Origin of the sequence: Streptomyces sp. 15-116A (assembly GCF_025290915.1) — a bacterium.
Taxonomy (GTDB): domain Bacteria; phylum Actinomycetota; class Actinomycetes; order Streptomycetales; family Streptomycetaceae; genus Streptomyces.
The window spans coordinates 1-24,056 of record NZ_JAOCQE010000030.1 but is presented as its reverse complement, the minus strand read 5'-3'; the positions used below and the strand labels follow the sequence as shown (position 1 = coordinate 24,056).

The 24,056-nt window shown below is 68.0% G+C and carries 28 protein-coding genes; 18 read left to right on the top strand and 10 right to left on the bottom strand.

Annotated elements, in window-relative coordinates:
- Positions 1-58 precede the first annotated feature (58 nt).
- From secY to truA, 10 genes are all read left to right on the top strand, one after another.
- On the top strand, positions 59-1,372 hold the full coding sequence (gene secY / locus N4P33_RS08515; protein WP_260825706.1) for a preprotein translocase subunit SecY: 1,314 nt from the start codon (positions 59-61) through the stop codon (positions 1,370-1,372).
- Positions 1,372-2,025, top strand: a complete 654-nt coding sequence (locus N4P33_RS08510) for an adenylate kinase (protein ID WP_260825705.1) — start codon at positions 1,372-1,374, stop codon at positions 2,023-2,025. The genes secY and N4P33_RS08510 overlap by 1 nt, the downstream gene beginning before the upstream one ends.
- A gap of 334 nt (positions 2,026-2,359) precedes the next feature.
- Positions 2,360-3,196 (top strand): type I methionyl aminopeptidase, encoded by an 837-nt coding sequence (map, locus tag N4P33_RS08505; RefSeq protein WP_260825704.1) that lies wholly within the window; start codon positions 2,360-2,362, stop codon positions 3,194-3,196.
- A 149-nt stretch (positions 3,197-3,345) separates the two neighbouring features.
- On the top strand, positions 3,346-3,567 hold the full coding sequence (gene infA / locus N4P33_RS08500; RefSeq protein ID WP_003948620.1) for a translation initiation factor IF-1: 222 nt from the start codon (positions 3,346-3,348) through the stop codon (positions 3,565-3,567).
- A 62-nt stretch (positions 3,568-3,629) separates the two neighbouring features.
- Positions 3,630-3,743: a 50S ribosomal protein L36 gene (gene rpmJ, locus N4P33_RS08495; protein WP_003998809.1), complete on the top strand. Its 114-nt coding sequence runs from the start codon at positions 3,630-3,632 to the stop codon at positions 3,741-3,743.
- A 203-nt stretch (positions 3,744-3,946) separates the two neighbouring features.
- Positions 3,947-4,327, top strand: a complete 381-nt coding sequence (gene rpsM, locus N4P33_RS08490) for a 30S ribosomal protein S13 (protein ID WP_010036675.1) — start codon at positions 3,947-3,949, stop codon at positions 4,325-4,327.
- Between the two features lie 66 nt (positions 4,328-4,393).
- Positions 4,394-4,798, top strand: coding sequence for a 30S ribosomal protein S11 (gene rpsK / locus N4P33_RS08485; RefSeq protein ID WP_003956432.1), 405 nt, complete (start codon positions 4,394-4,396; stop codon positions 4,796-4,798).
- Positions 4,799-4,951: 153 nt separating this feature from the next.
- Positions 4,952-5,974, top strand: a complete 1,023-nt coding sequence (locus N4P33_RS08480) for a DNA-directed RNA polymerase subunit alpha (RefSeq protein ID WP_003966937.1) — start codon at positions 4,952-4,954, stop codon at positions 5,972-5,974.
- A gap of 167 nt (positions 5,975-6,141) precedes the next feature.
- Positions 6,142-6,630, top strand: a complete 489-nt coding sequence (rplQ, locus tag N4P33_RS08475; protein WP_260825703.1) for a 50S ribosomal protein L17 — start codon at positions 6,142-6,144, stop codon at positions 6,628-6,630.
- Between the two features lie 140 nt (positions 6,631-6,770).
- Positions 6,771-7,625, top strand: a complete 855-nt coding sequence (gene truA / locus N4P33_RS08470) for a tRNA pseudouridine(38-40) synthase TruA (protein WP_260825702.1) — start codon at positions 6,771-6,773, stop codon at positions 7,623-7,625.
- Between the two features lie 57 nt (positions 7,626-7,682).
- Here truA and N4P33_RS08465 read toward each other — a convergent pair whose 3' ends face one another.
- Positions 7,683-8,564: a hypothetical protein gene (locus N4P33_RS08465; protein ID WP_260825701.1), complete on the bottom strand. Its 882-nt coding sequence runs from the start codon at positions 8,562-8,564 to the stop codon at positions 7,683-7,685.
- A 74-nt stretch (positions 8,565-8,638) separates the two neighbouring features.
- Between N4P33_RS08465 and N4P33_RS08460 the strand changes: the two genes are divergently transcribed.
- From N4P33_RS08460 to glmM, 4 genes are all read left to right on the top strand, one after another.
- Positions 8,639-9,850 carry a DUF2029 domain-containing protein gene (locus N4P33_RS08460; protein WP_260825700.1) on the top strand — a complete coding sequence of 404 codons (1,212 nt, stop codon included), beginning with the start codon at positions 8,639-8,641 and terminating at the stop codon, positions 9,848-9,850.
- A gap of 251 nt (positions 9,851-10,101) precedes the next feature.
- Entirely contained in the window at positions 10,102-10,545 is a 444-nt protein-coding gene (gene rplM, locus N4P33_RS08455; RefSeq protein WP_019526965.1) for a 50S ribosomal protein L13, read from the top strand.
- Between the two features lie 42 nt (positions 10,546-10,587).
- The gene (gene rpsI, locus N4P33_RS08450; RefSeq protein ID WP_019526966.1) at positions 10,588-11,100 is read left to right on the top strand and encodes a 30S ribosomal protein S9; all 513 of its coding nucleotides are present in this window, start codon (positions 10,588-10,590) and stop codon (positions 11,098-11,100) included.
- Positions 11,101-11,402: 302 nt separating this feature from the next.
- Positions 11,403-12,761 carry a phosphoglucosamine mutase gene (gene glmM / locus N4P33_RS08445; RefSeq protein WP_260825699.1) on the top strand — a complete coding sequence of 453 codons (1,359 nt, stop codon included), beginning with the start codon at positions 11,403-11,405 and terminating at the stop codon, positions 12,759-12,761.
- Between the two features lie 118 nt (positions 12,762-12,879).
- On the opposite strand, the gene N4P33_RS08440 is transcribed toward glmM, so the two are convergent.
- A complete protein-coding gene (locus tag N4P33_RS08440) occupies positions 12,880-13,815 on the bottom strand; it encodes a DUF389 domain-containing protein (protein ID WP_260825698.1) in 936 nt (311 codons plus the stop codon).
- A 17-nt stretch (positions 13,816-13,832) separates the two neighbouring features.
- The gene (coaA, locus tag N4P33_RS08435) at positions 13,833-14,822 is read right to left on the bottom strand and encodes a type I pantothenate kinase (protein ID WP_260825697.1); all 990 of its coding nucleotides are present in this window, start codon (positions 14,820-14,822) and stop codon (positions 13,833-13,835) included.
- A gap of 185 nt (positions 14,823-15,007) precedes the next feature.
- Here coaA and N4P33_RS08430 point away from each other — a divergent pair, with 185 nt between their 5' ends.
- Positions 15,008-15,793, top strand: coding sequence for a hypothetical protein (locus N4P33_RS08430; RefSeq protein ID WP_260825696.1), 786 nt, complete (start codon positions 15,008-15,010; stop codon positions 15,791-15,793).
- A gap of 24 nt (positions 15,794-15,817) precedes the next feature.
- Here the strand turns inward: N4P33_RS08430 and N4P33_RS08425 are convergent, their stop codons facing one another.
- Positions 15,818-16,177 (bottom strand): ankyrin repeat domain-containing protein, encoded by a 360-nt coding sequence (locus N4P33_RS08425; protein WP_260825695.1) that lies wholly within the window; start codon positions 16,175-16,177, stop codon positions 15,818-15,820.
- A gap of 106 nt (positions 16,178-16,283) precedes the next feature.
- Between N4P33_RS08425 and glmS the strand changes: the two genes are divergently transcribed.
- The gene (gene glmS, locus N4P33_RS08420; protein WP_260825694.1) at positions 16,284-18,131 is read left to right on the top strand and encodes a glutamine--fructose-6-phosphate transaminase (isomerizing); all 1,848 of its coding nucleotides are present in this window, start codon (positions 16,284-16,286) and stop codon (positions 18,129-18,131) included.
- A 111-nt stretch (positions 18,132-18,242) separates the two neighbouring features.
- Positions 18,243-19,187: a hypothetical protein gene (locus N4P33_RS08415; RefSeq protein WP_260825693.1), complete on the top strand. Its 945-nt coding sequence runs from the start codon at positions 18,243-18,245 to the stop codon at positions 19,185-19,187.
- A 275-nt stretch (positions 19,188-19,462) separates the two neighbouring features.
- Here N4P33_RS08415 and N4P33_RS08410 read toward each other — a convergent pair whose 3' ends face one another.
- Entirely contained in the window at positions 19,463-19,681 is a 219-nt protein-coding gene (locus N4P33_RS08410) for a DUF397 domain-containing protein (RefSeq protein ID WP_260825692.1), read from the bottom strand.
- A 9-nt stretch (positions 19,682-19,690) separates the two neighbouring features.
- Positions 19,691-20,482: a helix-turn-helix transcriptional regulator gene (locus N4P33_RS08405; protein WP_313904469.1), complete on the bottom strand. Its 792-nt coding sequence runs from the start codon at positions 20,480-20,482 to the stop codon at positions 19,691-19,693.
- A 285-nt stretch (positions 20,483-20,767) separates the two neighbouring features.
- On the opposite strand from N4P33_RS08405, the gene N4P33_RS08400 reads away from it, so the two are divergent.
- The gene (locus tag N4P33_RS08400) at positions 20,768-21,181 is read left to right on the top strand and encodes an ATP-binding protein (protein ID WP_260825690.1); all 414 of its coding nucleotides are present in this window, start codon (positions 20,768-20,770) and stop codon (positions 21,179-21,181) included.
- Between the two features lie 278 nt (positions 21,182-21,459).
- Here N4P33_RS08400 and N4P33_RS08395 read toward each other — a convergent pair whose 3' ends face one another.
- The 4 genes from N4P33_RS08395 to N4P33_RS08375 form a co-directional block, all read right to left on the bottom strand.
- Positions 21,460-21,744, bottom strand: a complete 285-nt coding sequence (locus N4P33_RS08395) for a hypothetical protein (protein WP_260825689.1) — start codon at positions 21,742-21,744, stop codon at positions 21,460-21,462.
- Positions 21,745-22,500: 756 nt separating this feature from the next.
- Complete coding sequence (locus N4P33_RS08385) at positions 22,501-22,932, bottom strand: hypothetical protein (protein WP_260825687.1); 432 nt, start codon at positions 22,930-22,932, stop codon at positions 22,501-22,503.
- A gap of 520 nt (positions 22,933-23,452) precedes the next feature.
- On the bottom strand, positions 23,453-23,758 hold the full coding sequence (locus tag N4P33_RS35660; RefSeq protein ID WP_399029038.1) for an IS3 family transposase: 306 nt from the start codon (positions 23,756-23,758) through the stop codon (positions 23,453-23,455).
- The coding region (locus N4P33_RS08375; protein WP_260825686.1) for a transposase family protein at positions 23,659-24,056 on the bottom strand (398 nt) is incomplete at its 5' end. The genes N4P33_RS35660 and N4P33_RS08375, both read right to left, overlap by 100 nt.

Here is a 24,056-nt window from a genome sequence, read left to right as displayed (position 1 = left end):
TCGGAATCTCAAGACCGTCACCCTTGACGCAGTTGCGCGGGGGGTCGCAGGAGGCACCGTGCTCACCGCGTTCGCCCGGGCGTTCAAGACGCCCGACCTGCGCAAGAAGCTGCTCTTCACGCTCGGCATCATCGTGGTGTACCGGGTCGGTACGCATATCCCGATCCCGGGTGTCGACTACCGCAACGTCCAGACCTGTATCGACAACGCCGAGGCCACCCAGGGCCTGTTCGGTCTGGTCAACATGTTCAGCGGTGGCGCGCTGCTCCAGATCACGATCTTCGCGCTGGGCATCATGCCGTACATCACGGCGAGCATCATCCTGCAGCTGCTGACCGTGGTGATCCCGCGCCTGGAAGCCCTGAAGAAGGAGGGCCAGGCCGGTACGGCGAAGATCACGCAGTACACCCGTTACCTCACGGTGGCGCTCGCCATCCTCCAGGGCACGGGTCTGGTGGCCACCGCCCGCAGTGGCGCCCTGTTCTCGGGCTGCCCGGTCGCGAGCCAGATCGTCCCGGACCAGTCGATCTTCGTCACCATCACCATGGTCATCACCATGACCGCCGGTACGGCCGTCGTGATGTGGCTCGGTGAGCTCATCACCGACCGCGGCATCGGCAACGGCATGTCGATCCTGATGTTCATCTCGATCGCCGCGATCTTCCCGTCCTCCCTGTGGGCCATCAAGCAGGAGGGCTCCCTGGCCGGCGGCTGGATCGAGTTCGGCATCGTCGTGCTGGTCGGCTTCGTCATGGTCGGCCTGGTCGTGTTCGTCGAGCAGGCGCAGCGCCGGATCCCCGTGCAGTACGCGAAGCGCATGATCGGCCGCCGGTCCTACGGCGGTACGTCGACGTACATCCCGCTCAAGGTGAACCAGGCCGGTGTGATTCCGGTCATCTTCGCGTCGTCGCTGCTCTACATCCCTGCACTGATCGCGCAGTTCTCGAGCGGTAACGCGGGGTGGAAGATCTGGATCGAAAAGAACCTGGTCGCGCAGGATGCCCCGTTCCACGTGACGCTGTACTTCATCCTGATCGTTTTCTTCGCGTTCTTCTACGTGGCCATCTCCTTCAACCCCGAAGAAGTCGCCGACAACATGAAGAAGTATGGTGGCTTCATCCCGGGCATCCGGGCTGGCCGACCGACCGCTGAGTACCTCAGCTACGTACTCAACCGGATCACCTGGCCGGGTTCGCTGTATCTGGGCCTGATCGCTCTCGTGCCGACAATGGCGTTGGCTGGTTTCGGGGCAAACCAGAACTTCGTGTTCGGAGGGACCAGCATCCTGATCATCGTGGGTGTCGGTCTCGAGACGGTGAAGCAGATCGAGAGCCAGCTCCAGCAGCGCAATTACGAAGGGTTCCTCCGCTGATGCGAATCGTCCTCGTCGGGCCGCCGGGTGCTGGAAAGGGTACGCAGGCCACCCGCCTTGCCGAGAAACTGCGCATCCCGCACATCTCCACGGGTGATCTGTTCCGTGCGAACATCAGCCGGCAGACCGAGCTGGGCAAGCTCGCCAAGTCCTACATGGACGCCGGCAACCTCGTACCGGACGAGGTCACCATCGCCATGGCCAAGGACCGCATGGAGCAGCCCGACGCCGAGGGCGGCTTCCTGCTGGACGGTTTTCCCCGGAACGTCTCCCAGGCCGAGGCGCTCGACGAGCTGCTGAAGACCGAGAGCATCGAGCTGGACGCGGTGCTCGACCTCGAGGCCCCCGAGGACGAGGTGGTCAAGCGGATCGCCGGCCGGCGCATCTGCCGCAAGGACTCCAGCCACGTCTTCCACGTGTCGTACAGCCCGTCCAAGAAGGAGGGCGTGTGCGACGTCTGTGGTGGTGAGCTGTACCAGCGCGACGACGACACCGAGGAGACGGTGCGCACGCGGCTGGAGGTCTACCACACGCAGACCGAGCCGATCATCGACTACTACAAGGCGCAGGGCCTCGTGGTGACGATCTCGGCGATGGGGCCGGTGGACGAGGTCACCGGGCGCGCGCTGGAGGCGCTGAAGCGCGAGAAGTAGGTCTTTGCGTTTGCTGCAGCCGCGGTCCGCTTATGAGTGGGCCGCGGCTGTGGCTTGCCGGGGGTGGGTCGCGCAGCCCGGCGCTGACGGGGTGCCGTCCGCGCCCACCCTCCCCCACTCTCGGCTTCGCTCGAGCGGGGGGACCCCCATCGCCCCAGCGGCACGACTGCCCGCGGGATGGACGGTGCCGGCTGGCCGCGGGGTGGGCGGCGCAGACTGCTCGCGGGATGGGCGTGCCGGTTGCCCGCGGCTGGGTACGCGATGGCCCGCGGCTAGGTAGTCGTATCGTTGTGGGAGCCCGTTTCTTTTCCGGTCCAGAAAGGCCGTAGCCCCCATGGTGCAGATCAAGAGCCCCGAGCAGATCGCCAAGATGCGTGAGGCGGGGTTGGTCGTTGCCGCCATTCACGCGGCCACGCGGGAGGCGGCCGTGCCGGGGGCGACGACCAAGGACCTGGACGAGGTCGCCCGGAAGGTGCTCGCGGAACACAACGCCAAGCCGAACTTCCTCGGGTACGGCGGCTTCCCCGCGACCATCTGCACCTCCGTGAACGAGGTCGTCGTCCACGGCATCCCCTCCGACGAGGTCGTCCTCAAGGACGGGGACATCATCTCCATCGACTGCGGCGCGATCATCGACGGTTGGCACGGCGACGCCGCGTACACCGCGTTCGTCGGGTCCGGTCACGCCCCGGAGCTGGTCGAGCTGTCCCGGGTGACCGAGGAGTCGATGTGGGCCGGCATCGCCGCGATGAAGCAGGGCAACCGGCTCGTCGACATCTCGCGCGCCATCGAGACGTACATCCGCCGCCAGCCCAAGCCGAGCGGCGGCCGGTACGGGATCATCGAGGACTACGGTGGCCACGGCATCGGCACCGAGATGCACATGGATCCGCATCTGCTGAACTACGTCGACCGGCGCCGGGGCAAGGGCCCCAAGCTGGTGCCCGGCTTCTGCCTCGCGATCGAGCCGATGGTGTCCCTCGGCACACCGAAGACCGTCGTCCTGGAGGACGAGTGGACGGTCGTGACGACCGACGGCACCTGGTCCTCCCACTGGGAGCACTCCGTCGCCCTCACCGAACAGGGCCCCCTGGTCCTGACCGCCCCCGACGGGGGCAAGGCCAAGCTCGCGGAGTACGGCATCACGGCCGCGCCCGATCCGCTCGGTTAAGGATCAGCCGTGTGGGGCAGACTTCCCCGATTCGTCTTTCCGGGTGCGCTGACGTAGACTGACTCGTCGGCTCTTGTGCACCCGCATGTCCGCATGCACTCACGGTGCACGCGGGAGTCGATCAAGGTAGTCGATTCGAAGGGCGAAGCGTGGCCAAGAAGCAAGGTGCCATCGAGATCGAGGGCACTGTCGTCGAGTCTCTGCCGAACGCCATGTTCAAGGTCGAGCTCCAGAACGGCCACCAGGTCCTGGCACACATCAGCGGCAAGATGCGTATGCACTACATCCGCATCCTCCCTGACGACCGGGTCGTGGTGGAGCTGTCTCCGTACGACCTGACGCGTGGCCGGATCGTCTACCGGTACAAGTAGATCTTGCCCAGATCCCGCGTCAGCGGGGTCGCCGGCAACTGACCCGGAGAACCTCACATCCCATGAAGGTCAAGCCGAGCGTCAAGAAGATCTGCGACAAGTGCAGGGTGATCCGCCGTCACGGCCGGGTCATGGTCATCTGCGAGAACCCGCGCCACAAGCAGCGCCAGGGCTGACGCACGACCACCCCTCTGCTTTCCGCAGAGATTCGCGCGACGCGAGCTGAATATGTTCATACGCAGGGCCCGAGCCGTACGCGGCTCGACACCCCCGGCTCGGAGGCCGGGGACCCAGGTCGTACCAAATCTTCGAAGAGAAGAGGCCGGCGGCTGGGAGTCGGTCCTGTGGAAGACCTCCGACAACCAACTGGAGCCATTGAATGGCACGCGTTTCCGGTGTTGACATCCCGCGCGACAAGCGCGTGGAGATCGCCCTCACCTACGTGTTCGGCATCGGCCGGACCCTTTCGCAGCAGACGCTGGCCGCCACCGGCGTCGACCCGAACACCCGCGTTCGCGACCTGAGCGAAGAGCAGCTGGTCGCCATCCGCGAGTACGTCGACAACAACATCAAGACCGAGGGTGACCTCCGTCGCGAGATCCAGGCCGACATCCGCCGCAAGGTCGAGATCGGTACCTACCAGGGTCTGCGTCACCGCCGCGGTCTGCCGGTCCGCGGTCAGCGCACCAGCACCAACGCGCGTACCCGCAAGGGCCCGCGTCGCGCCATCGCCGGCAAGAAGAAGCCGGGCAAGAAGTAGTCCTCAGCGGACTTCGCCGTCCAGCGGTCTTCGCTGTAGGACCGACCACCTCCCGTAGGAGAACAGATGCCCCCCAAGGGACGTCAGGGCGCTGCCAAGAAGGTGCGCCGCAAGGAAAAGAAGAACGTCGCTCACGGCCACGCGCACATCAAGAGCACGTTCAACAACACCATCGTGTCGATCACGGACCCGTCCGGCAACGTGATCTCCTGGGCCTCCGCCGGCCACGTCGGCTTCAAGGGCTCCCGGAAGTCCACGCCGTTCGCCGCGCAGATGGCCGCCGAGTCGGCTGCCCGCCGCGCCCAGGAGCACGGCATGCGCAAGGTCGACGTGTTCGTCAAGGGCCCGGGCTCCGGTCGTGAGACCGCGATCCGCTCCCTGCAGGCCACGGGCCTCGAGGTCGGCTCCATCCAGGACGTCACCCCGACCCCCCACAACGGCTGCCGTCCGCCGAAGCGTCGTCGCGTCTGACGTCCGCTTCGTCACGGTCTGTGGTTCCGGGCGGTACGGCCGAGTATTCGGGCCGTATCGCCCGTACCCTTGCAGTACCCGCATCTGTCACCGGTGCGGTTTCCGTCGGGCGTCATATAGCGGGCGTCCACGAAAGAAGGATCTGATCCACACATGCTGATCGCTCAGCGTCCCTCGTTGACCGAAGAGGTCGTCGACGAGTTCCGCTCCCGGTTCGTGATCGAGCCGCTGGAGCCGGGCTTCGGCTACACCCTCGGCAACTCCCTGCGCCGTACCCTCCTGTCGTCGATCCCCGGTGCGGCTGTCACCAGCATCCGGATCGACGGCGTCCTGCACGAGTTCACCACCGTGCCGGGCGTCAAGGAGGACGTCACCGACCTGATCCTCAACATCAAGCAGCTGGTCGTGTCGAGTGAGCACGACGAGCCGGTCGTGATGTACCTGCGCAAGCAGGGCCCGGGTCTGGTCACCGCCGCCGACATCGCGCCGCCGGCCGGTGTCGAGGTGCACAACCCCGACCTGGTTCTGGCCACCCTGAACGGCAAGGGCAAGCTGGAGATGGAGCTGACGGTCGAGCGTGGCCGCGGTTATGTCTCCGCCGTGCAGAACAAGCAGGTCGGCCAGGAGATCGGCCGGATCCCGGTCGACTCGATCTACTCGCCGGTGCTCAAGGTCACGTACAAGGTCGAGGCGACCCGTGTCGAGCAGCGCACCGACTTCGACAAGCTGATCGTCGACGTCGAGACCAAGCAGGCGATGCGTCCGCGTGACGCCATGGCCTCCGCCGGTAAGACGCTGGTCGAGCTGTTCGGTCTCGCGCGTGAGCTGAACATCGACGCCGAGGGCATCGACATGGGTCCGTCGCCGACGGACGCCGCCCTGGCCGCCGATCTGGCGCTGCCGATCGAGGAGCTGGAGCTCACCGTTCGGTCGTACAACTGCCTCAAGCGTGAGGGCATCCACTCCGTGGGTGAGCTCGTCGCACGTTCCGAGGCCGACCTCCTCGACATTCGTAACTTCGGTGCGAAGTCGATCGACGAGGTCAAGGCGAAGCTGGCGGGGATGGGCCTGGCCCTGAAGGACAGCCCGCCCGGATTCGACCCGACCGCTGCCGCGGACGCGTTCGGCGCCGATGACGATGCTGACGCCGGTTTCGTGGAGACCGAGCAGTACTGATTCGGGTGCCGGTCCGTTGTGACTGGTCGCGCAGTTCCCCGCGCCCCTATGGGGCGCGGCCCTTCCGGGCGTCTGAAAAGGCGCCCGGATCTCTGACAGACAACCGTCTGCTCAGATACTGACTCCGGTACCTGATACGGCCGGGGCAGACACCTAGGAGAAACACGATGCCGAAGCCCACCAAGGGTGCCCGTCTGGGCGGCAGTGCCGCGCACGAGAAGCTGATGCTCGCGAACCTCGCGAAGTCGCTGTTCGAGCACGGCCGTATCACCACCACCGAGGCGAAGGCCCGCCGTCTGCGGCCGTACGCCGAGCGTCTGATCACCAAGGCGAAGAAGGGTGACCTTCACAACCGCCGTCAGGTGCTCCAGGTCATCACGGACAAGAGCATCGTCCACACGCTCTTCACCGAGATCGGCCCGCGGTACGAGAACCGTCCGGGTGGCTACACCCGCATCACCAAGATCGGTAACCGCCGTGGCGACAACGCGCCCATGGCTGTCATCGAGCTGGTCGAGGCGCTGACGGTGCAGCAGAAGGCGGTCGGCGAGGCCGAGGCCGCGACGAAGCGTGCGGTCAAGGAGGACGCCCTCAAGAAGGACGAGGCTGTCGAGGCCAAGTCCGAGGACGCCGCCGAGGAGTCCAAGGACGCGTAAGCGTCTGCTGGGAGCTGGTTCGTCGGCGGGTGCGGCTTTGTCGTGGCTTGTCGCGCAGTTCCCCGCGCCCCTTCAGGGCGTTGCGGGTCCGTTCCTTTTCGGGGGGCGGGCCCGCTTTGTGTTGCTGAGAGGATCTGTACGTGAGTGATGAAGCGGCGCCGGGTTACGTGCGCGTCCGGCTCGACCTGTCGTACGACGGGAGCGGCTTCCACGGGTGGGCCAAGCAGGCCGGCGGGAAGCGGACCGTGCAGGGGGAGATCGAGGACGCCTTGCGTACGGTGACCCGGTCCCGGGAGACGTACGAGCTGACCGTCGCCGGGCGGACCGATGCCGGGGTGCATGCGCGGGGGCAGGTCGCGCACGTCGATCTGCCTGAGGGCGTGTGGCGTGAGCATCACGAGAAGCTGCTCAAGCGGTTCGCGGGGCGGCTGCCCAGGGACGTGCGGGTGTGGGCGCTCAGGGAGGCGCCCAAGGGGTTCAACGCGCGGTTCTCGGCGATTTGGCGGCGCTATGCCTATCGCGTCACCGACAATCCCGGCGGTGTCGATCCGCTGCTGCGCAATCACGTGCTGTGGCACGACTGGCCGCTCGATGTCGACGCCATGAACGAGGCCGCCCGGGGGCTGCTCGGGGAGCATGACTTCGCGGCCTACTGCAAGCGGCGGGAGGGGGCGACCACGATCCGTACGCTGCAGGAGCTGAGCCTGGTGCGCGGGGACGACGGGATCATCACCGCCACCGTGCGGGCCGACGCCTTCTGCCACAACATGGTGCGCTCGCTCATCGGGGCGCTGCTGTTCGTGGGGGACGGGCACCGGCCGCCCGACTGGCCCGGGAAGGTGCTCGCGGCGGGCGTGCGGGACTCGGCCGTGCACGTGGTGCGGCCGCACGGGCTGACGCTGGAGGAAGTCGGTTATCCGGCGGACGAGTTGCTGGCCGCGCGGAGCAAGGAGGCCCGTAACAAGAGGTCGTTGCCCGCGCGTGGTTGCTGCTGAGGCGTGAGGGCCGGTTCCCGCGTGGGGCCGGCCCTCTGTGCGTCTACCGCTGCGCGTCTACTCGTTGGCCGCTGCGGACGCCTGCGCCTCGCCCCTGCGGCGGATCTGACGGAATGTGAACTCCGCCAGGTCGTCGCCCGTGGAGAAGACGGCCTTGTCCTTGGTCGTCACGTCCTTGCCGTTGGTGAAACCGGCGAGCGTGAAGTAGGCGTAGCGGCCGTAGGAGTTGATGGTGGAGCGGCACACCGCGCCGTCGCAGAACTCCTTGACCCCGCCGCCCGCGAGGGACTTGATGATGCTCTTCTTGTCGGCCTGCTGCTTGGCCTTGAGCGCCTGGGCCTCGGTGTCGAAGACGGCCACGCCGACCGTCACCGCCACGTTGTCCTTGGTGTAGCTGACGCGCATCAGGCGGGTGCAGTCGTTGTCGTTCAGGACCTTGGGGAGCGTCGCCTTCGCGGCCGAGGCGCAGTTGCGGGTGTCGGCCGTGGGGCCCTTCTTGTACACCGTCTCGCCCATGGTGAGCTGGGTGCCGGGGAAGAGGATGTCGGGGCCGAGCGGCGCGCGGTCCTTCTTGGCGCTGGCGATGAAGTCCTTGGGATCCAGCGGTGGTGGGGCGCTGGTCGGGGCGAACGACGGGACCGTGCCCGTCGCGCTCGGTATGTCGGCGCTCCCGGGCAGCTGGGAGGACGGGCCGCCCGCGGTCTCGTTGTTGCCGCCCGCGGAGACGACGGCCACCGCCACCGCCGTGCCTATCGCGACGGTCGCGAGTGCGCCGCCGCCTATGAACAGCAGCCGGCGCCTCTTGGCGCGCGCCTCTGAGGCCTCGGCGAGCGCGGCCCAGTCGGGGGACTGGCCGGAGCTGCCGCTGTTCCAGGGCTGCTGAGAATGCGGTTTCCAGGGATCCCACTGCTGCTGGGAGTCCCCCTGCCCATAACTCATGGGGCGCATCTTAGACGGGGCCGGGGGTGTGCTGGTCCGCCTCAACGGGCCCCCGAGCCCCTAGCGTTGCGCCCATGGCGACGGGCAAATGCGACATCTCCGGGTGGTTGGTGCGACCGGCGAGCGGGCCTCTGTGGGCCGGACTCGTGGCGGTGCTGGGCGCGCTGACGGTGCACACGGTGCGTGTGACCTCGGACGGGGGCATGGACAACGCCATCGTCGTGGACGCCGCACGGACCTGGCTGGCCGGTGGTTCGCCGTATGACGATCCGCACTTCCTCTATCTGCCGGGCGCCGTGGTGGCCGCCGCCCCGCAGGCCCTGCTGCCGCGACCGGTGCCGGCGGTGCTGGTGCCGGTGGCGGTGACCCTCGCGCTCGTGCTCGCCTGGGTCTGCGCCCTGCGGTTGCACCGCGTGCCGCTGCACAGCAGGCTCGCCGCCCTCGGGCTGACGGCGCTGGCGGCGGGCTTCGCGCCGTTCGCGCATCTGGTGCGGCTGGGCAATTGGACGGTGACGGCCGTGCTGGCGCTGCCGTTGTGTCTGCTGCTGGCGAGCCGGGGCCGGTGGGTGGCGGCGGGTGCGCTGATCGGCGTGGCGGTGGCGCTGAAGCCGTTGCTCGCGCCGATGGCGCTGCTGTTCCTCTTCGCGCGCCGGTGGCGGGCGCTGGCCGTGCTGGTCCTGGTGCCGGTCCTGGCCTCCGGGGCGGCGGCGCTGCTGCTGCCCGACCCCGCGGGCTTCGTCACCCGCACTCTGCCGTTCCTGCTGACCGGCGACGACTCCTTCGTGCGGCTGTACGAGGCCTCGCCCGTGGCGGTGCTGCCCCGGCTCGGGGTGCCGCGTGCGTCCGCCGAGGTGATCGGCCTGTGCGCGGCGGCGGCCGGGGTGCTGTGCGCGTACCGGCGCTGGGGTGCGGGGGACGCCGGGCCGCTGAGGCTGGTGGAGACGGCCACGGGGCTGATGCTCTCGGCGTTCCTCGTGTCGCGGCCTTCGTACGACCACTACCTCCTGGTCGTCGTGCCGCTGCTGCTCGCGGGGCTGCCGTACGCCGGGTCGGTGGCCCGGCGGCCCTGGTTCTGGCTGGCGCTGGTGCCGCAGCTGCCGGGGGTGACCTGGCCGTGGCTGGAGACGGGGCGCCGCCGGGCCTTCAGGGACGCGTTCACCCTGTGTGCGCTGGCGGTGACGGTCGCGGGGCAGAGCGTGCGCGGTGGTGAGGGCCGGGAGGGGCTGTGGCGTGCCCCGCGGCAGCGGCGTGCGGCTGTGCGGCAGGAAGGCGGTGTACGGCCGTAGAATCGGGGGAGTGCGTGCAGTCCACGCAGGCCGACTCGTTTTGACCCGGTCGGCCGAGCGTGGGTATTCTGCATGTTCGTTATGTGTATTGGCTTGCTCATTCTCACGTGAGGGGCCCTTACACCGGTCCACCGGGCCGATGACCAGCGACCAGCACGCGGTTTGCGTCACCGCAGTGCGGTCAGGGCTGTCGTGATCGTCTTCGGTGACCTTGTCAGGACCATTCACTGAAGAAGCGAAGGCTACGAACCGTGCGTACGTACAGCCCCAAGCCCGGCGATGTGACGCGCCAGTGGCACGTCATCGATGCTCAGGACGTCGTCCTGGGCCGTCTGGCCTCCACTGCTGCCTCCATCCTGCGTGGCAAGCACAAGCCGATCTACGCGCCGCACGTTGACACCGGTGACTTCGTCATCATCATCAACGCCGACAAGGTGCACCTCTCCGGCAACAAGCGGACCCAGAAGATGGCGTACCGCCACTCCGGCTACCCGGGTGGTCTGCGCTCCGTCCGTTACGACGAGCTGCTCGCGAAGAACCCCGAGAAGGCCATCGAGAAGGCCGTCAAGGGCATGCTCCCCAAGAACACCCTGGGCCGTCAGATGCTCTCGAAGCTGAAGGTCTACTCGGGCGACCAGCACCCCCACGCTGCCCAGCAGCCGGTGCCGTTCGAGATCACCCAGGTCGCGCAGTAAGTCCGGCCACCCCCTAAGACTGAAGAGAATCTGAGGAGAATCGTGGCCGAGACCACTGCCGAGCAGCCGCTCGAAGAGCTTGACATCGACAGCTACACCACCGAGTCCGAGGTCCCCGTCGAGGGCGAGTACACCTCGGAGTCCATGGCCTCCCGCTTCGGCGAGCCCCAGCCGGCCGCCGGCCTGGGCCGCCGCAAGAACGCCATCGCCCGTGTCCGGATCGTCCCGGGCACCGGCAAGTGGAAGATCAACGGTCGCACCCTCGAGGACTACTTCCCGAACAAGGTGCACCAGCAGGAAGTCAACGAGCCCTTCAAGGTGCTCGAGCTCGAGGGCCGTTACGACGTCATCGCCCGCATCGCGGGTGGCGGTGTCTCCGGTCAGGCCGGTGCGCTCCGTCTGGGTGTCGCCCGTGCGCTGAACGAGGCGGACGTCGACAACAACCGTGGCCCGCTGAAGAAGGCCGGCTTCCTGCGCCGCGACGACCGCGCGGTCGAGCGGAAGAAGGCCGGTCTGAAGAAGGCCCGCAAGGCCCCGCAGTACAGCAAGCGCTAATCTCCCGCGCCTGCTGCGGCACGCGCTGATCCTTCGGCGCCTGCTCGTACTCCGAACGCCCCGGCGGCACGCCACTGTGCTGCCGGGGCGTTCGTGTATCACCGCCGTGGGCGTATAACGACACAAGGCGCTCAAAGGCTAATGTGATCGGATGGTCGTGCGCGGCCGGTCCTCTCGGGCACACGGGAGGCCCGCCCCCGGATGCGGAGCCGCACCTGCATCACGACCGCCGGCTCTACGGCACCCGCTACCGACAACGCCTCGGCGCGGCTTTCGACATGGATGCTTCCTCAGGAGGACAAGTGGGACGACTCTTCGGCACGGACGGCGTGCGCGGTGTCGCCAACGCGGACCTGACGGCGGAGATGGCCCTCGGCCTCTCGGTGGCCGCCGCGCACGTACTGGCCGAGGCGGGCACGTTCGAGGGACACCGGCCCACGGCGGTGGTCGGGCGTGATCCGCGCGCCTCCGGGGAGTTCCTGGAGGCGGCCGTCGTCGCGGGTCTCGCCAGCGCCGGTGTGGACGTGCTGCGGGTCGGCGTGCTGCCGACGCCCGCGGTCGCCCACCTCACCGGCGCGCTCGGCGCCGACCTCGGCGTGATGCTCTCCGCCAGCCACAACGCCATGCCCGACAACGGCATCAAGTTCTTCGCCCGCGGCGGCCACAAACTCGCCGACGAGCTCGAGGACCGAATCGAGGCCGTCTACGAGGAGCACCGCACCGGCGCCCCCTGGGACCGGCCGACCGGCGCAGGCGTGGGCCGGGTGCGGGACTACGAGGAGGGCTTCGACAGGTATGTCGCGCACCTCGTCGACGTCCTGCCGAACCGGCTCGACGGGCTGCGGATCGTCCTCGACGAGGCGCACGGCGCGGCCTCCCGGGTGTCGCCGGAGGCGTTCACGCGGGCGGGCGCCGAGGTCGTCACCATCGGGGCCGACCCGGACGGGCTCAACATCAACGACGGCTGCGGTTCGACCCACCTGGACAAGCTCAAGGCCGCCGTCGTCGAGCATCGGGCCGCCTTCGGCATCGCGCACGACGGGGACGCCGACCGTTGCCTGGCCGTGGACCACACCGGCGAGGAGGTCGACGGGGACCAGATCCTCGCCGTGCTCGCGCTGGCGATGCGGGAGCGGGGGGCGCTGCGCTCGGAGACCGTCGTCGCGACCGTGATGTCCAACCTGGGCTTCAAGCTGGCCATGGAGCGCGAGGGCATCCAGCTCGTGCAGACCGCGGTCGGGGACCGGTATGTGCTGGAGGAGATGAAGGAGCGCGGGTACGCGCTCGGGGGCGAGCAGTCCGGGCACGTGATCGTGCTGGACCACGCCACGACCGGTGACGGCACGCTGACCGGGCTGCTGCTGGCGGCTCGCGTCGCCGAGACGGGGCGGACGCTGCGGGAGCTGGCGTCGGTGATGGAGCGGTTGCCGCAGGTGCTGGTCAATGTGCCGGATGTGGACAAGACGCGGGTGAAGACGTCGGCGGAGTTGACGGCGGCGGTGGCTGAGGCCGAGCGGGAGCTCGGGGAGACCGGGCGGGTGTTGTTGCGGCCCTCGGGGACCGAGCCGTTGGTTCGGGTGATGGTCGAGGCGGCGGATATTGAGCAGGCTCGGTCTGTGGCGGGGCGGCTGGCGGATGTCGTGAAGTCCGCGTTGGGGTAGTTCCGGCCGGTTCCGGTTCCGGGTTCGGGGTGGGGGTGCTGTGCGTTGCGGGCTGCGGCGTCGTCGTGGCTGGTCGCGCCCGCGCGGCGGAGCCGCATATCGATACAGCCCCGCGCCCCTAGGTGTGTTGCCGCTTGCGTTGGGTTGACCAGAGGGTCTTCTGGAGCAGCAGGGTCGTCGTGCCTGCGACGATGATGCCGAGCAGGTTCAGCAGGAGCTGTTCCGTCGAGCCCCAGGTCTGGCGGGTGTCGCCGTAGCTCAGGGCTACGGCGGCGTTCGCGGCGGCCGGGACCGTGGTCACCGAGATGGCCACGCCCACCAGGGCGCCGGACTTGGCGGACGTCAGGGAGAGGGTGCCCGCAGCGCCGGCCAGGACCGCCACCACGAAGGAGAACCAGTCGGGGGCGTAGACGAAGCCGGTCTGCGGCCGGTCGGCGTCCAGCTTCTCCTGGGAGAACAGGCCGACCGCGTCCATGAAGAAGCTGAAGCCGACCGTCACCGCCATCGCCACGGCGAAGCCCACCAGCAGGGCGATCATCGAGCGCACCGCGAGCCGCGGCCGGCGCTGCACCACCGCCGTGGAGATGCCGGCCAGCGGGCCGAACTCCGGGCCGACCGCCATCGCGCCCACGATCAGGATGGCGTTGTCGAGGACGACACCGCAGGCCGCGATCATCGTGGCCAGCGTGATGAACGCCAGGTAGGTGACCGAGAGGGTCGACTCCTCGTGCGTGGCGTCGGTCAGGTGCTCCCACAGCACCGCGTCCGCGCCCTCGCCCGGCGCCTCCTCCTCCGCCTTGTCGGCTCGCTTGGACAGCGACAGGTCGATGTTCTCCACGGCGATGGAACCGGACGTGTCGAGGCCGAGCTCCTGGAGCTCGGTGAGGAGCTCGTCGCCCGCCTCGCGGGCCACGTCGCACAGCACGACGTCCCCGGCGGGGGTGCGGGCGGCGCCCGGCAGCACCACCAGGTGGGTGGTGCCGACGGTCGACTCGATGAGGCGGACCACATCGTCGGTCTTCTCGGCCGGAGTGATCAGGCGCAGGTGCAGCATGGGCGGCAGCGTAGCCGTCAGAGTTTGCGCAGGCTCAGGCGTTGCACTTTGTGGTCCGGGCCCTTGCGCAGGACGAGGGTGGCGCGGCCCCGGGTGGGGGCGATGTTCTCGACCAGATTGGGCTTGTTGATGGTGCGCCACATCGTGCGGGCGTAGTCGAGGGCCTCCTCCTCCGAGACCTGGGTGTACTTGCGGAAGTACGAGGAGGGGTTCTGGAAGGCGGTCTCGCGCAGCCGTTTGAAGCGGTCGAGATACCAGCGCTCGACGTCCTCGGTGCGGGCGTCGACGTACACGCTGAAGTCGAAGTAGTCGGCGAGACCGACGCGGGTGCGGCCGTCCTTGCCGGGCAGGGCGGGCTGCAGGACGTTCAGGCCCTCGACGATCAGGATGTCGGGGCGGCGCACGACGAGCCTCTCGCCGGGGATGATGTCGTACTTCAGGTGGGAGTAGACGGGCGCGGTGACCTCGTCCTTGCCGGCCTTGATGTCGGCGACGAACCGGGTCAGCGCACGGCGGTCGTACGACTCCGGGAAGCCCTTGCGGGACATCAGGCCGCGCGCCTGGAGCTCCTTGGTCGGCAGCAGGAAGCCGTCGGTGGTGACCCGCTCGACGCGCGGGTGCTCGGGCCAGCGCGACAGCAGGGCGCGCAGCAGACGGGCGACGGTCGACTTGCCGACGGCGACGGAACCGGCGACGCCTATCACGAAGGGCGTGCCCGACTGGGAGCCCTGCTCACCGAGGAAGGTGTTGAGCGCGCCACGCAGGCCGTCGGTGGCGCCGACGTAGAGATTCAGCAGCCGGGACAGGGGCAGGTAGATGTCCCGCACCTCGTCGAGGTCGATGACGTCACCGAGGCCGCGCAGCTGCTCGACTTCCTCGGCGGTGAGCGGCAGCGGCGTCTTGTCGCGCAGCGCGCTCCACTCGGCACGGGTGAGATCGACGTAGGGAGTCGCCTCCGGCCGCTGCCGGTGGGCGCTCCGGGGGGTCGAGGAGACCGGAGAGATCACAGTCCATTGTTAACGCTGTTTGAACAGGATGGCGGGTGGGGTGCGTCACGCCGGCCGACGGGATCACATGGTGATCACGGTCTGGTACCGGGTGGTGGCCCGGTGATCATTTGTGTGTCGGCTGTGCGTAGGGTGCGCGCACAGCATGCGGAGATCGTCCGCAGAGTCGCAGAAAGAGTTCCCACGTGAGAGCCATAGCCGTCCGCCGTACCGCGCTCGCCGCCTCCGCCGCCGCCCTGGCCCTGCTCGCCACCGCCTGCGGCGGCTCCGGCGAGGACGACAAGGGCGACGAGGGCAAGGGCGCGTCCGAGTCGACGGCCGCGGCCGCGCCGGCGGCGAAGGCGCTGACCGCCGCCGAGCTGGAGAAGGCCGCGCTGGCGCAGTCGGACGTCAAGGAGGGCAAGGTCGCCACCAAGGTCGCGGCGACGGACGACATCGCCAAGGACCAGGTGAAGTCCGAGGACGCGGCGTGCCTGCCGCTGGCGCACGCGCAGGCGGGCGTCGCGCAGGGCGAGCCGGCGGCGACGGTGAAGCGGTCCTACACCGGTGAGGTGAAGAAGCCGTCCAAGGACACCAAGCCCGAGGACGCCCTGCTGGCCGCCCTCGACACCGACAAGATGCTGATCAACCTCGCGTCCTACGAGGACGGCGGCGCGGAGACGGCGTTCAAGGGCCTGACCGCCGCCGCCGGGAAGTGCGCGGGTGGCTTCACGGCCACCGTGAGCGGTGAGCCGATGAAGGTCACCAAGGTCGCCACGACCGCGGCACCCGAGGGCGGCGACGAGGGCGCGGCGATCACCCTGACCGTGGCGGCCGACGAGGGCGTCCAGGCCCCGAACAAGCTCGTCGTCGTCCGCAAGGGTGCGACGCTGGTGACCTTCAGCGTGGTGAACCTGGCCTCGGCGGCCACGGGCGAGGACTTCGAGGTGCCCGCGGACGTGGTGAACGCCCAGGTGGCCAAGCTGGGCTGAGCCCGGACGGGTGCGGCGGCGGTGTCACGCCACCGCGCCCGGTGTCGTTTCTGTCGCGAGGAGCAGCTCCGCGGTCTCCGGGTGGCCGCAGTCCTGGGCCCACTCCAGGGCTGTGCGGCCGGTGCCGTGGTCCTCGCGGAGGTTCGGGTCGGCGCCGTGGGCGAGCAGTTCGCGTACGGCGTCGACGTGACCCCAGCACGCGGCCGCGCACAGGGGTGTGCCCTCCGCGCCGAGTCCCCTGCTCTCGGTGTCGGGGCGGGCACCGGCGGCCAGGAGAAGGCGGGTGATCTCCGCGTGTCCGCTCACGGAGGCCAGGTAGAGCGGGGTCGTGCCCTCACTGTCCCGGCCCTCCGGATCGGCGCCGGCCCGCAGCGCCGCCCTCACCTAGCTTCGCCTTGGGCGGGGCGGTCGTTCGTACGGTGGTGGGAATTTCCGATTTCGGGCAGGCGGGACGCGTTTTCGGGGGCTGACGGATCGTAGGGTGCCCTGCATGTGCGGAATCGTGGGATACGTGGGGTCGCAGTCGGCGCTCGATGTGGTGACCGCCGGGCTGAAGCGGCTGGAGTACCGGGGTTACGACTCGGCGGGGGTCGCCGTGCTCGCGGACGGTGGGCTGGCCACGGCCAAGCGGGCCGGGAAGCTGGTCAACCTGGAGAAGGAGCTGAGCGAGCGGCCCTTGCCGACGGGCACCACCGGGATCGGGCACACGCGGTGGGCCACGCACGGCGGCCCGACCGATGCCAATGCTCACCCGCACCTCGACAACGCCGGGCGGGTCGCCGTCGTCCACAACGGGATCATCGAGAACTTCGCCGAGCTGCGGGCCGAACTGGCCGAGCGCGGGCATGACTTGACGTCCGAGACGGACACCGAGGTCGTCGCGCATCTGCTCGCCGAGGAGTTCTCCTCCTGCGCGGATCTCGCCGAGGCGATGCGGCTGGTGTGCCGGCGGCTGGAGGGGGCGTTCACGCTGGTCGCCGTCCATGCCGACGAGCCGGACGTCGTGGTGGGCGCGCGGCGCAACTCGCCGCTGGTGGTGGGCCTCGGGGAGGGGGAGTCGTTCCTCGCCTCGGACGTCGCCGCGTTCATCGCGCACACCCGGTCCGCGATCGAGCTGGGGCAGGACCAGGTGGTGGAGCTGCGCCGGGACGCGGTGACCGTCACCGGCTTCGACGGCAGCCCGGCGGACGTGCGCTCGTACCACGTCGACTGGGACGCCTCGGCCGCCGAGAAGGCCGGCTACGACTACTTCATGCTCAAGGAGATCGCCGAGCAGCCGAAGGCCGTCGCCGACACGCTGCTGGGGCGGATCGACGGCTCCGGCTCACTGTCGCTCGACGAGGTGCGGATCCCGGCGGCTGTGCTGCGCGAGGTCGACAAGGTCGTCATCGTCGCGTGCGGTACGGCCTTTCACGCCGGGCTGATCGCCAAGTACGCCATCGAGCACTGGACGCGGATCCCGTGCGAGGTGGAGCTGGCGAGCGAGTTCCGGTACCGGGATCCGATCCTCGACCAGCAGACGCTGGTCATCGCCATCTCCCAGTCCGGCGAGACGATGGACACGCTGATGGCGCTGCGGCACGCGCGTGAACAGGGCGCCAAGGTGCTGGCGATCTGCAACACCAACGGCTCGACGATTCCGCGGGAGTCGGACGCGGTGCTGTACACGCACGCGGGGCCGGAGGTGGCGGTCGCCTCGACGAAGGCGTTTCTGACGCAGTTGGTCGCCTGCTATCTCGTCGCGCTGTATCTGGCGCAGGTGCGGGGAACCAAGTGGGCGGACGAGATCCGGGCGGTGGTGCGGGATCTGTCGTCCATCTCGGGGGCGGTGGAGCGGGTGCTGGAGACCATGGAGCCGGTGCGGGAGCTGGCGCGGTCGCTGGCCGCGAAGAACACGGTGCTCTTCCTGGGGCGGCACGTGGGGTATCCGGTGGCGCTGGAGGGCGCGCTGAAGCTGAAGGAGCTCGCGTACATGCACGCGGAGGGCTTCGCGGCGGGGGAGCTGAAGCACGGGCCGATCGCGCTGATCGAGGAGGACTTGCCGGTGGTGGTGGTCGTGCCGTCGCCGCGCGGGCGTTCCGTCCTCCACGACAAGATCGTCTCCAACATCCAGGAGATCCGGGCGCGGGGGGCTCGGACGATCGTGATCGCGGAGGAGGGGGACGAGGCGGTGGTTCCGTACGCGGATCACCTGGTCCGGATCCCCGCGACACCGGTGCTGCTCCAGCCGCTGGTGGCGACGATGCCGTTGCAGGTGTTCGCGTGCGAGCTGGCCACGGCTCGGGGGAACGAGGTGGATCAGCCTCGGAATTTGGCGAAGTCGGTGACGGTGGAGTAATTCTCCGGGGCTGGAGGGACCGGGCGGGTGAAGGTTTCTTCGCCACTCGAATGGGTGAACGTATTCCGGGGGCCCGGAAATCCCGCCCATTTCCCGACCTAGATTGCGCGCATGGTCACATCCACCCACGAGACCTCGCACCGGATCTTCCAGGATCATCCCGAGGTTCTCGCGCCGATCTTCGAAGCCCTCGGCATGCCACCGCCCGCCAAGGCGGACATCGAGCTCGTGACTCCCGATGCGACGGAGCTGAAGCCGCTGGAACGCCGCGTGGACACGGTGCTGAAGGTCGAGCCGTCGGAGGGGGAGGCTTTCCTCCTCGCCATCGAGGCCCAGACCAGCCCGGCGGCTGACAAGGGAGCCAACTGGTCCTACTACCTGGCGTATCTGCGCGCGAAGTTCGGCCTTCCGGTGCTGCTCGTCGCCGTCTGCCGCAGCCGCTTCACGGCGAAGTGGGCGGCCGGCGGTCCCTTCGAGTGCCGGGTCGGGCCCTGGACGAGCCAGGTCACGCGGCCCTTCGTACTCGGTCCGGACAGCGTCCCGGAGATCACGGACGAAGCGGTGGTGGCCCAGCAGCCGGCGCTGGCGACGTTCTCCGCCATCGTGCACAGCGAGAGCCGTGGCATCGAGGCCATACTGAATCTACTGGCGCGCGGAATGCGGTCGTTCGACAAGGCCACCGCCACGTACTGGTCGGAACTGTTGGAGGTGGGCCTGGAGAACACTCCGGCCCGAGAGATGTGGAGGGAGTTGGAGAAGATGGTCGTCACCTATTTTCCGGGCCGGGGAACGGTGTTCGAGGAGGCGTACCTGGACGGTCAGGCACAGGGAGAGGCCAAGGGCAAGGCTGAAGGGATCCTGCGCGTGCTCGAAGTCCGCGGCCTCACCGTCTCCGACGCGGTACGCGCCCGCATCAGCGGCTGCACGGATCTTGCGTGCCTCGACGACTGGCTCGACCGGTCAGGCACGGTCGAGCGAGCAGAAGATCTCTTCGAGACGGGCCCGGACGCCGCCGCCCAGGAGACGCACCCCCACGAGCCCGCCGGGCAGGAGTAACGACGAACGGCCGGTGGAGGGTGATTCACACTCGCCGAGCCGCCTCGGCAGTGAACGCACCGCCCATCACCTCCCCCATCCCTCCACCGGCCGCTCGCCGGTGAGCCCACCCGGCGTGCAGGCGAGACGCGACCCCAGGGAGCGCCCTTTACTCGGGGCGTGGAAGCACGACACTGGCCAAAGAAGCGGGCGGCCCAACGGCCACTGGGCAACGCCAGAGGGCGAGTAACGTGACCTCGTTTACGTGGGCTGGTAGGCGTGCTCAACGGGGTGGATCAGTGTCGGAACTCGGCGAAGTCGGTGACGGTGTAGTAGGCCTTCAACTCCTCCACGAAGGTGGTGAAGACTCCGGCGGTGACGGTGAGTGTGGCGTGGGAGGGGCGCTTGGAGTCGCGTATCGCCACATCGGTGTCCACACGGGCGATCTCCACGCAGGTGTTGCCGTCACCGCCGCCGGAGTACGACGACTTTTGCCAGCGGGTGGCCTCGGTCATGGGGGCGCCTCACAGTTCCTTCGCCATGCGGTGGATGTAGTCCCGTGACGCCACCGGGTTCAGTGCCGCCTTCTTCACCTTATTGAGCAGAGCGCGGAAGCGGGCCAGTTGGGATTCGGCGTCGATGAAGGCTGTTCCGTGCGGGGCGTCTCGCAGCACGGTGTCGAGCCGGGGGAGAGGGCCGCCGATGTACATCATCTCGATCCCGGCTCCGGCAAATCCCTCCGTGTCGAACAGGATGACCCGTACCGTCGCATGACCTCGCTCCACAGCGTCGAGAATCGCGCGGAGCTGCATACGGGCGATGCGGCGATCCGCCACCAGAATCCTGAGTGCTGCCTCGTGCACGACGGTCTCATACGGTGTGGGATCGTCCCGCTCCAGGACGGACCGGCGTCTCATGCGGTGTTCCACCCGAGGCTCCAACTCGCTGCTGGGCAGCTCCGGGACCATGTAGCCGAACACCGCCCGGGCGTAGTCCGGCGTTTGCAGAAGCCCCGGGACGTGGCTGGTGACGACCTCGCGCAGGAAGGTCGCATGGTGCTCGGTCTCCGCGACGTCGAGGAACACGGGCGGCAGCACTCCCCGGTACTCCTCCCACCAGCCCGTGCCACGCTCGGTGGCCATGGTCACCAGGGCCTCGATCAATGCTTCGTCGGCGCAGGCGTAGTGAGCGGCCAGACGCCGTAGCCGTTCCTCGCTCACTCCCGCGAGCCCTGCCTCGACCTGGCTCATCTGGGCGGATGTCGAGCTCAACAGCCCCGCTACCTCACGGGCCTTGAGGCCGGCCGCCTCGCGCATGCGACGCAGCTCCGTGCCCAGGCGCACCTGTCGTGCCGTGGGTTGGCTTCTTGGCGCCACGTTCCTCGTCCGCTCTTCAACCGCCTTGCGTACTTGCCTCGTTCGGGTGCCAGAGTACGCGATCACCTTGCGTGAGGAGAAATTTTTGCTCTACCGTCGGTGACGCGACGCACACGATGTGCCACATCGGGGTGCCGGAAGCGCACCGCTCCGTCCTGCCATGACGGCTGCGGCACTGCCACCGGGCCTCGCCTCAATTGCGGTCAATGAACGAGGAGTTCACGCATGCCCGAAAACGAGTCCTGGGAGTACTCCCTCTCCATCCCGAACGATCCACGTGCCGTCACCGTCAGTCGGCGCACCCTCAGGCTCATCCTCACAGTGCATGGGCTCATTCGGCTCGTGGATGTCGCGGAGTTGCTCGCCGCCGAGCTGGTCGCTAATGCCGTACGGCATACGAAAGGGCCCGCTGCTTTGCGGGTGCGGTGGGCGGCCGGGGTGTTGCGGATCGGGGCCTGGGACACCGATCCGGCGCCGCCGGAACCGCCGGGGTGCTTTGAGCGGGCGGTGGAGCTGGGTCTGGAGGAGGGGCGGGGGCTGGCGCTGGTGCGGGCGTGCTCCGACGTGTGGGGCTGGCAGCCGTTGGCCAGGGAGGGCAATCGGGGGAAGTACGTGTGGTGTGAGCTGGGTGCGGCATAGCTGCACCCTGTCGGGGATCCCAGACGATTGGCTCAACTGCGGAGGGATCGTCAGGGCCGCGGAGCCGAAGTCCGGAGCGGTGCACATATTGGTGTCACCGTTGCCATCTCCGATGAAATACGGCATTTTGACTCCGCGATCAGGACACGACCGCAGCCGATCACACCCTTCACCACTCAGGGCGAAACTCACTGAAGAGTCTCTGCGATTGTGCCCGCAAGATTATACGGGCCCTCAACCCAGTAGAGTCCCGCAAAACCGGCCTGGACTCAGCTTGTTCAGCCGTAGCCGGGATGCCAATCCAGCTGCTCGATGGCAAGCAGATCGCCGCGAATCAACATGCGCATCACCCTGAGCATTTCGGCGCGTGGAACATTGCGAATGTGGCGGGGCGTCACATCGCTGTCATCGAGTTTTTCGAGTATCAGAGTCCCGTCCTGAAACGCGGAAACATTCCAGCCGGAATCATCGTCCGTGACCGCCACGTCTGGATGCTCCTCATCGATGGGCTCGTCAAGCTCGACGATGAGGGCTGCAAGGTCGGCCTCAGTACCAACCTCCATGGCTCCGTCGCGATGCGTTAGTGTGATCGACACTCTCTGCTTACCTCCTGTTAGGTGGGGCGCCGCTAGCGAGGAACCGCCCACTCCGCGCAGCCCACCTGCTCCGGCAACATGAAGCAGATGCCGCGACGGCGCCCGGGTCGCCCGTAGAGCGCGGCTTGGGGCGCGTCACGTCGGGTCGCCCGCCAGCCTGGCTGGTCAGCAGCCGCTCCCGGTGGCCGTTGCTCTAGGTCGCGCGCTTCTCGGAGTGCTCGCCCGGGGCGGCACCGATGCCCTCGGTCGCCTCGGCCTCGATCAGCTCCTGCATGCTGCGCTCGCAAAGCACCTGATCGTCTCAACTCCGTCGGCCGTACGTAGGGACTCCAGTAGCCGCATCAGGCCAGAATGGGACAAGGCCATCGCGCGCTCCTCCAGTCGAACTGCTCGTTCACCAGGAAGACTTGCGCGATGGCCTACTCATTTTCAGGGAGCACTCACGACCGGTGGATGCACGCCTCGGGCAGACACCCGCGCGTTCCAGACGCTCGACCAGCTACACCACTTCGCGGGGCGCGATCCTGGTGAGCCAACTGAGCCTCAATTGGCTACTTTGAACCCGGCCCACCCCGCAGCCTCACGCGACGGCCCGTTCTCGAACGGGAAAATATTGGGGCGAACCATCGAGATGATCAACGAGACCCCAACTGACAGTTCGAGGTCACGGGCATGGCACCGCCACCTACACAGTGGGACCGCGGGACCAGAACCAACCAGGAGTTACTCCCCCGGCGCCTTCTCACCGACCTTCAAGTAGAGCTCGCCAGTGACTGAGTTTGTGTACTCCCACGCAGCCCAGCCAGCGGCACCGAGGACCTTGCACAGCGCCTGGCGCATGGCTTCCGCGGCGGCGGAACCCACAGCAAGTGCCCTGGTGTCTGATGCTTCGGGTCGGAGAATCTGTCCTACAAGCATCGGATGCGGTTCCCATTTGACGTAGACACCGGCAGATTCGTCGTTGTACGGCGCGTGAAAAACGACGGCTCCTGAGACTGCCCTACTTAGTCCGTCGAAGGAACTCCCTGCGTAGGCTGCCGGCATCCCTGCCAGAGCCAGGTCCTCGCACACCGCAAGAGCCATTCTGGCCAGCCGCAGTTCAGCCAAAGGACCACACCTTTCGGGAGCGCCACCAGCCTCGTCGATACCTGTCACTTGCTACTCCGCGTTCTCTTCGGCTCTCTCAAACGTGTCGGACACCGCAGCCAAGTCAGAATGATGCGGCGACTCAAATCAGTTCCCCCGAGGCGAACCGACTGGCCCCGGCTGATGGACGTCGGGTCAAGACGAGCCGCATCGGCCCCACCCGTCACCGGCCGGTGCGATGGGTGGGGCCGACCTCAAGCCGTCCCCCGACCTTCACAAGACGGCCCGATTCAAGTCGCCTCGGTGAGATCGCTTACGGTCGTCGTAGCCGGGTCAGAACCCCATCCGTGGGAGTCCGCGCCGTCCTCGTGCGGCGTTGATCCATGCACTGAGTTGTTGTATCCGGGCCTGATTCAGCAACCTACCTTCCGGCGTCGCGGGATCGGCGTAGGGCATCGACCAAGTGATGTGTGCTCCGGCTGCCCGTGGATCACTTTCCAGGGCTGGCTCGCATCGTCCCGGTGAACCGCTCCAGGTCTAATGGAGGCTCCGGAGCGCCCCGAGTTGGGTGGAGCCGAGTCACTTGGTTTCACGCTACCGGTGGCGCGCGGAGTTCGTATTCCACCGGGCTGAGCATGCCCAGGGCGGAGTGCCTGCGCTGCCGGTTGTGGAAGATCTCGAGGTACTCGAAGGGGGCGGTGGACAGCTCCATCCGTGTCCGCCACCGCCGGCGGTTGAGTAACGAGTTGGTGCGTGATAGTGGGTGAAGCGTGTTTGGCCTGGTCGTGGCCTGTTTCAGGCGTTGATGGTGCGGTCGGAGACGAGGCCAGCGATGGCGCGGTAGGTGTCGGGCAGGTTGTCTCGGCGGTGGGTCCAGCGGGTCAGTTGCTTCCAACGTTTGTGATCGGCGAGGGCGTGTTCGACGGTGATGCGGTCGGAGGAATGGCCGTGGCGGTCGCGTTCCCACTGTTCGACTCTGCCGGGGAGTGCTCCCGGGCGGGGTTTTCTGGGGGGTGTGATCGCTTGCCCGCGGTGGTCGCGGCTCAGGCCCAGGTAGCCGTCGTCGAGGAGGACTTCGACGTCGGGGAAGTGCTGGAAGCAGCTGGCGATGCCTTCGTTGCGGGCGGCCGTGGCGTCGTGCATACGCCCAGGTCGCAGGGCGTCGGTCCATAATGTGCGGCCTTGATCGTCGG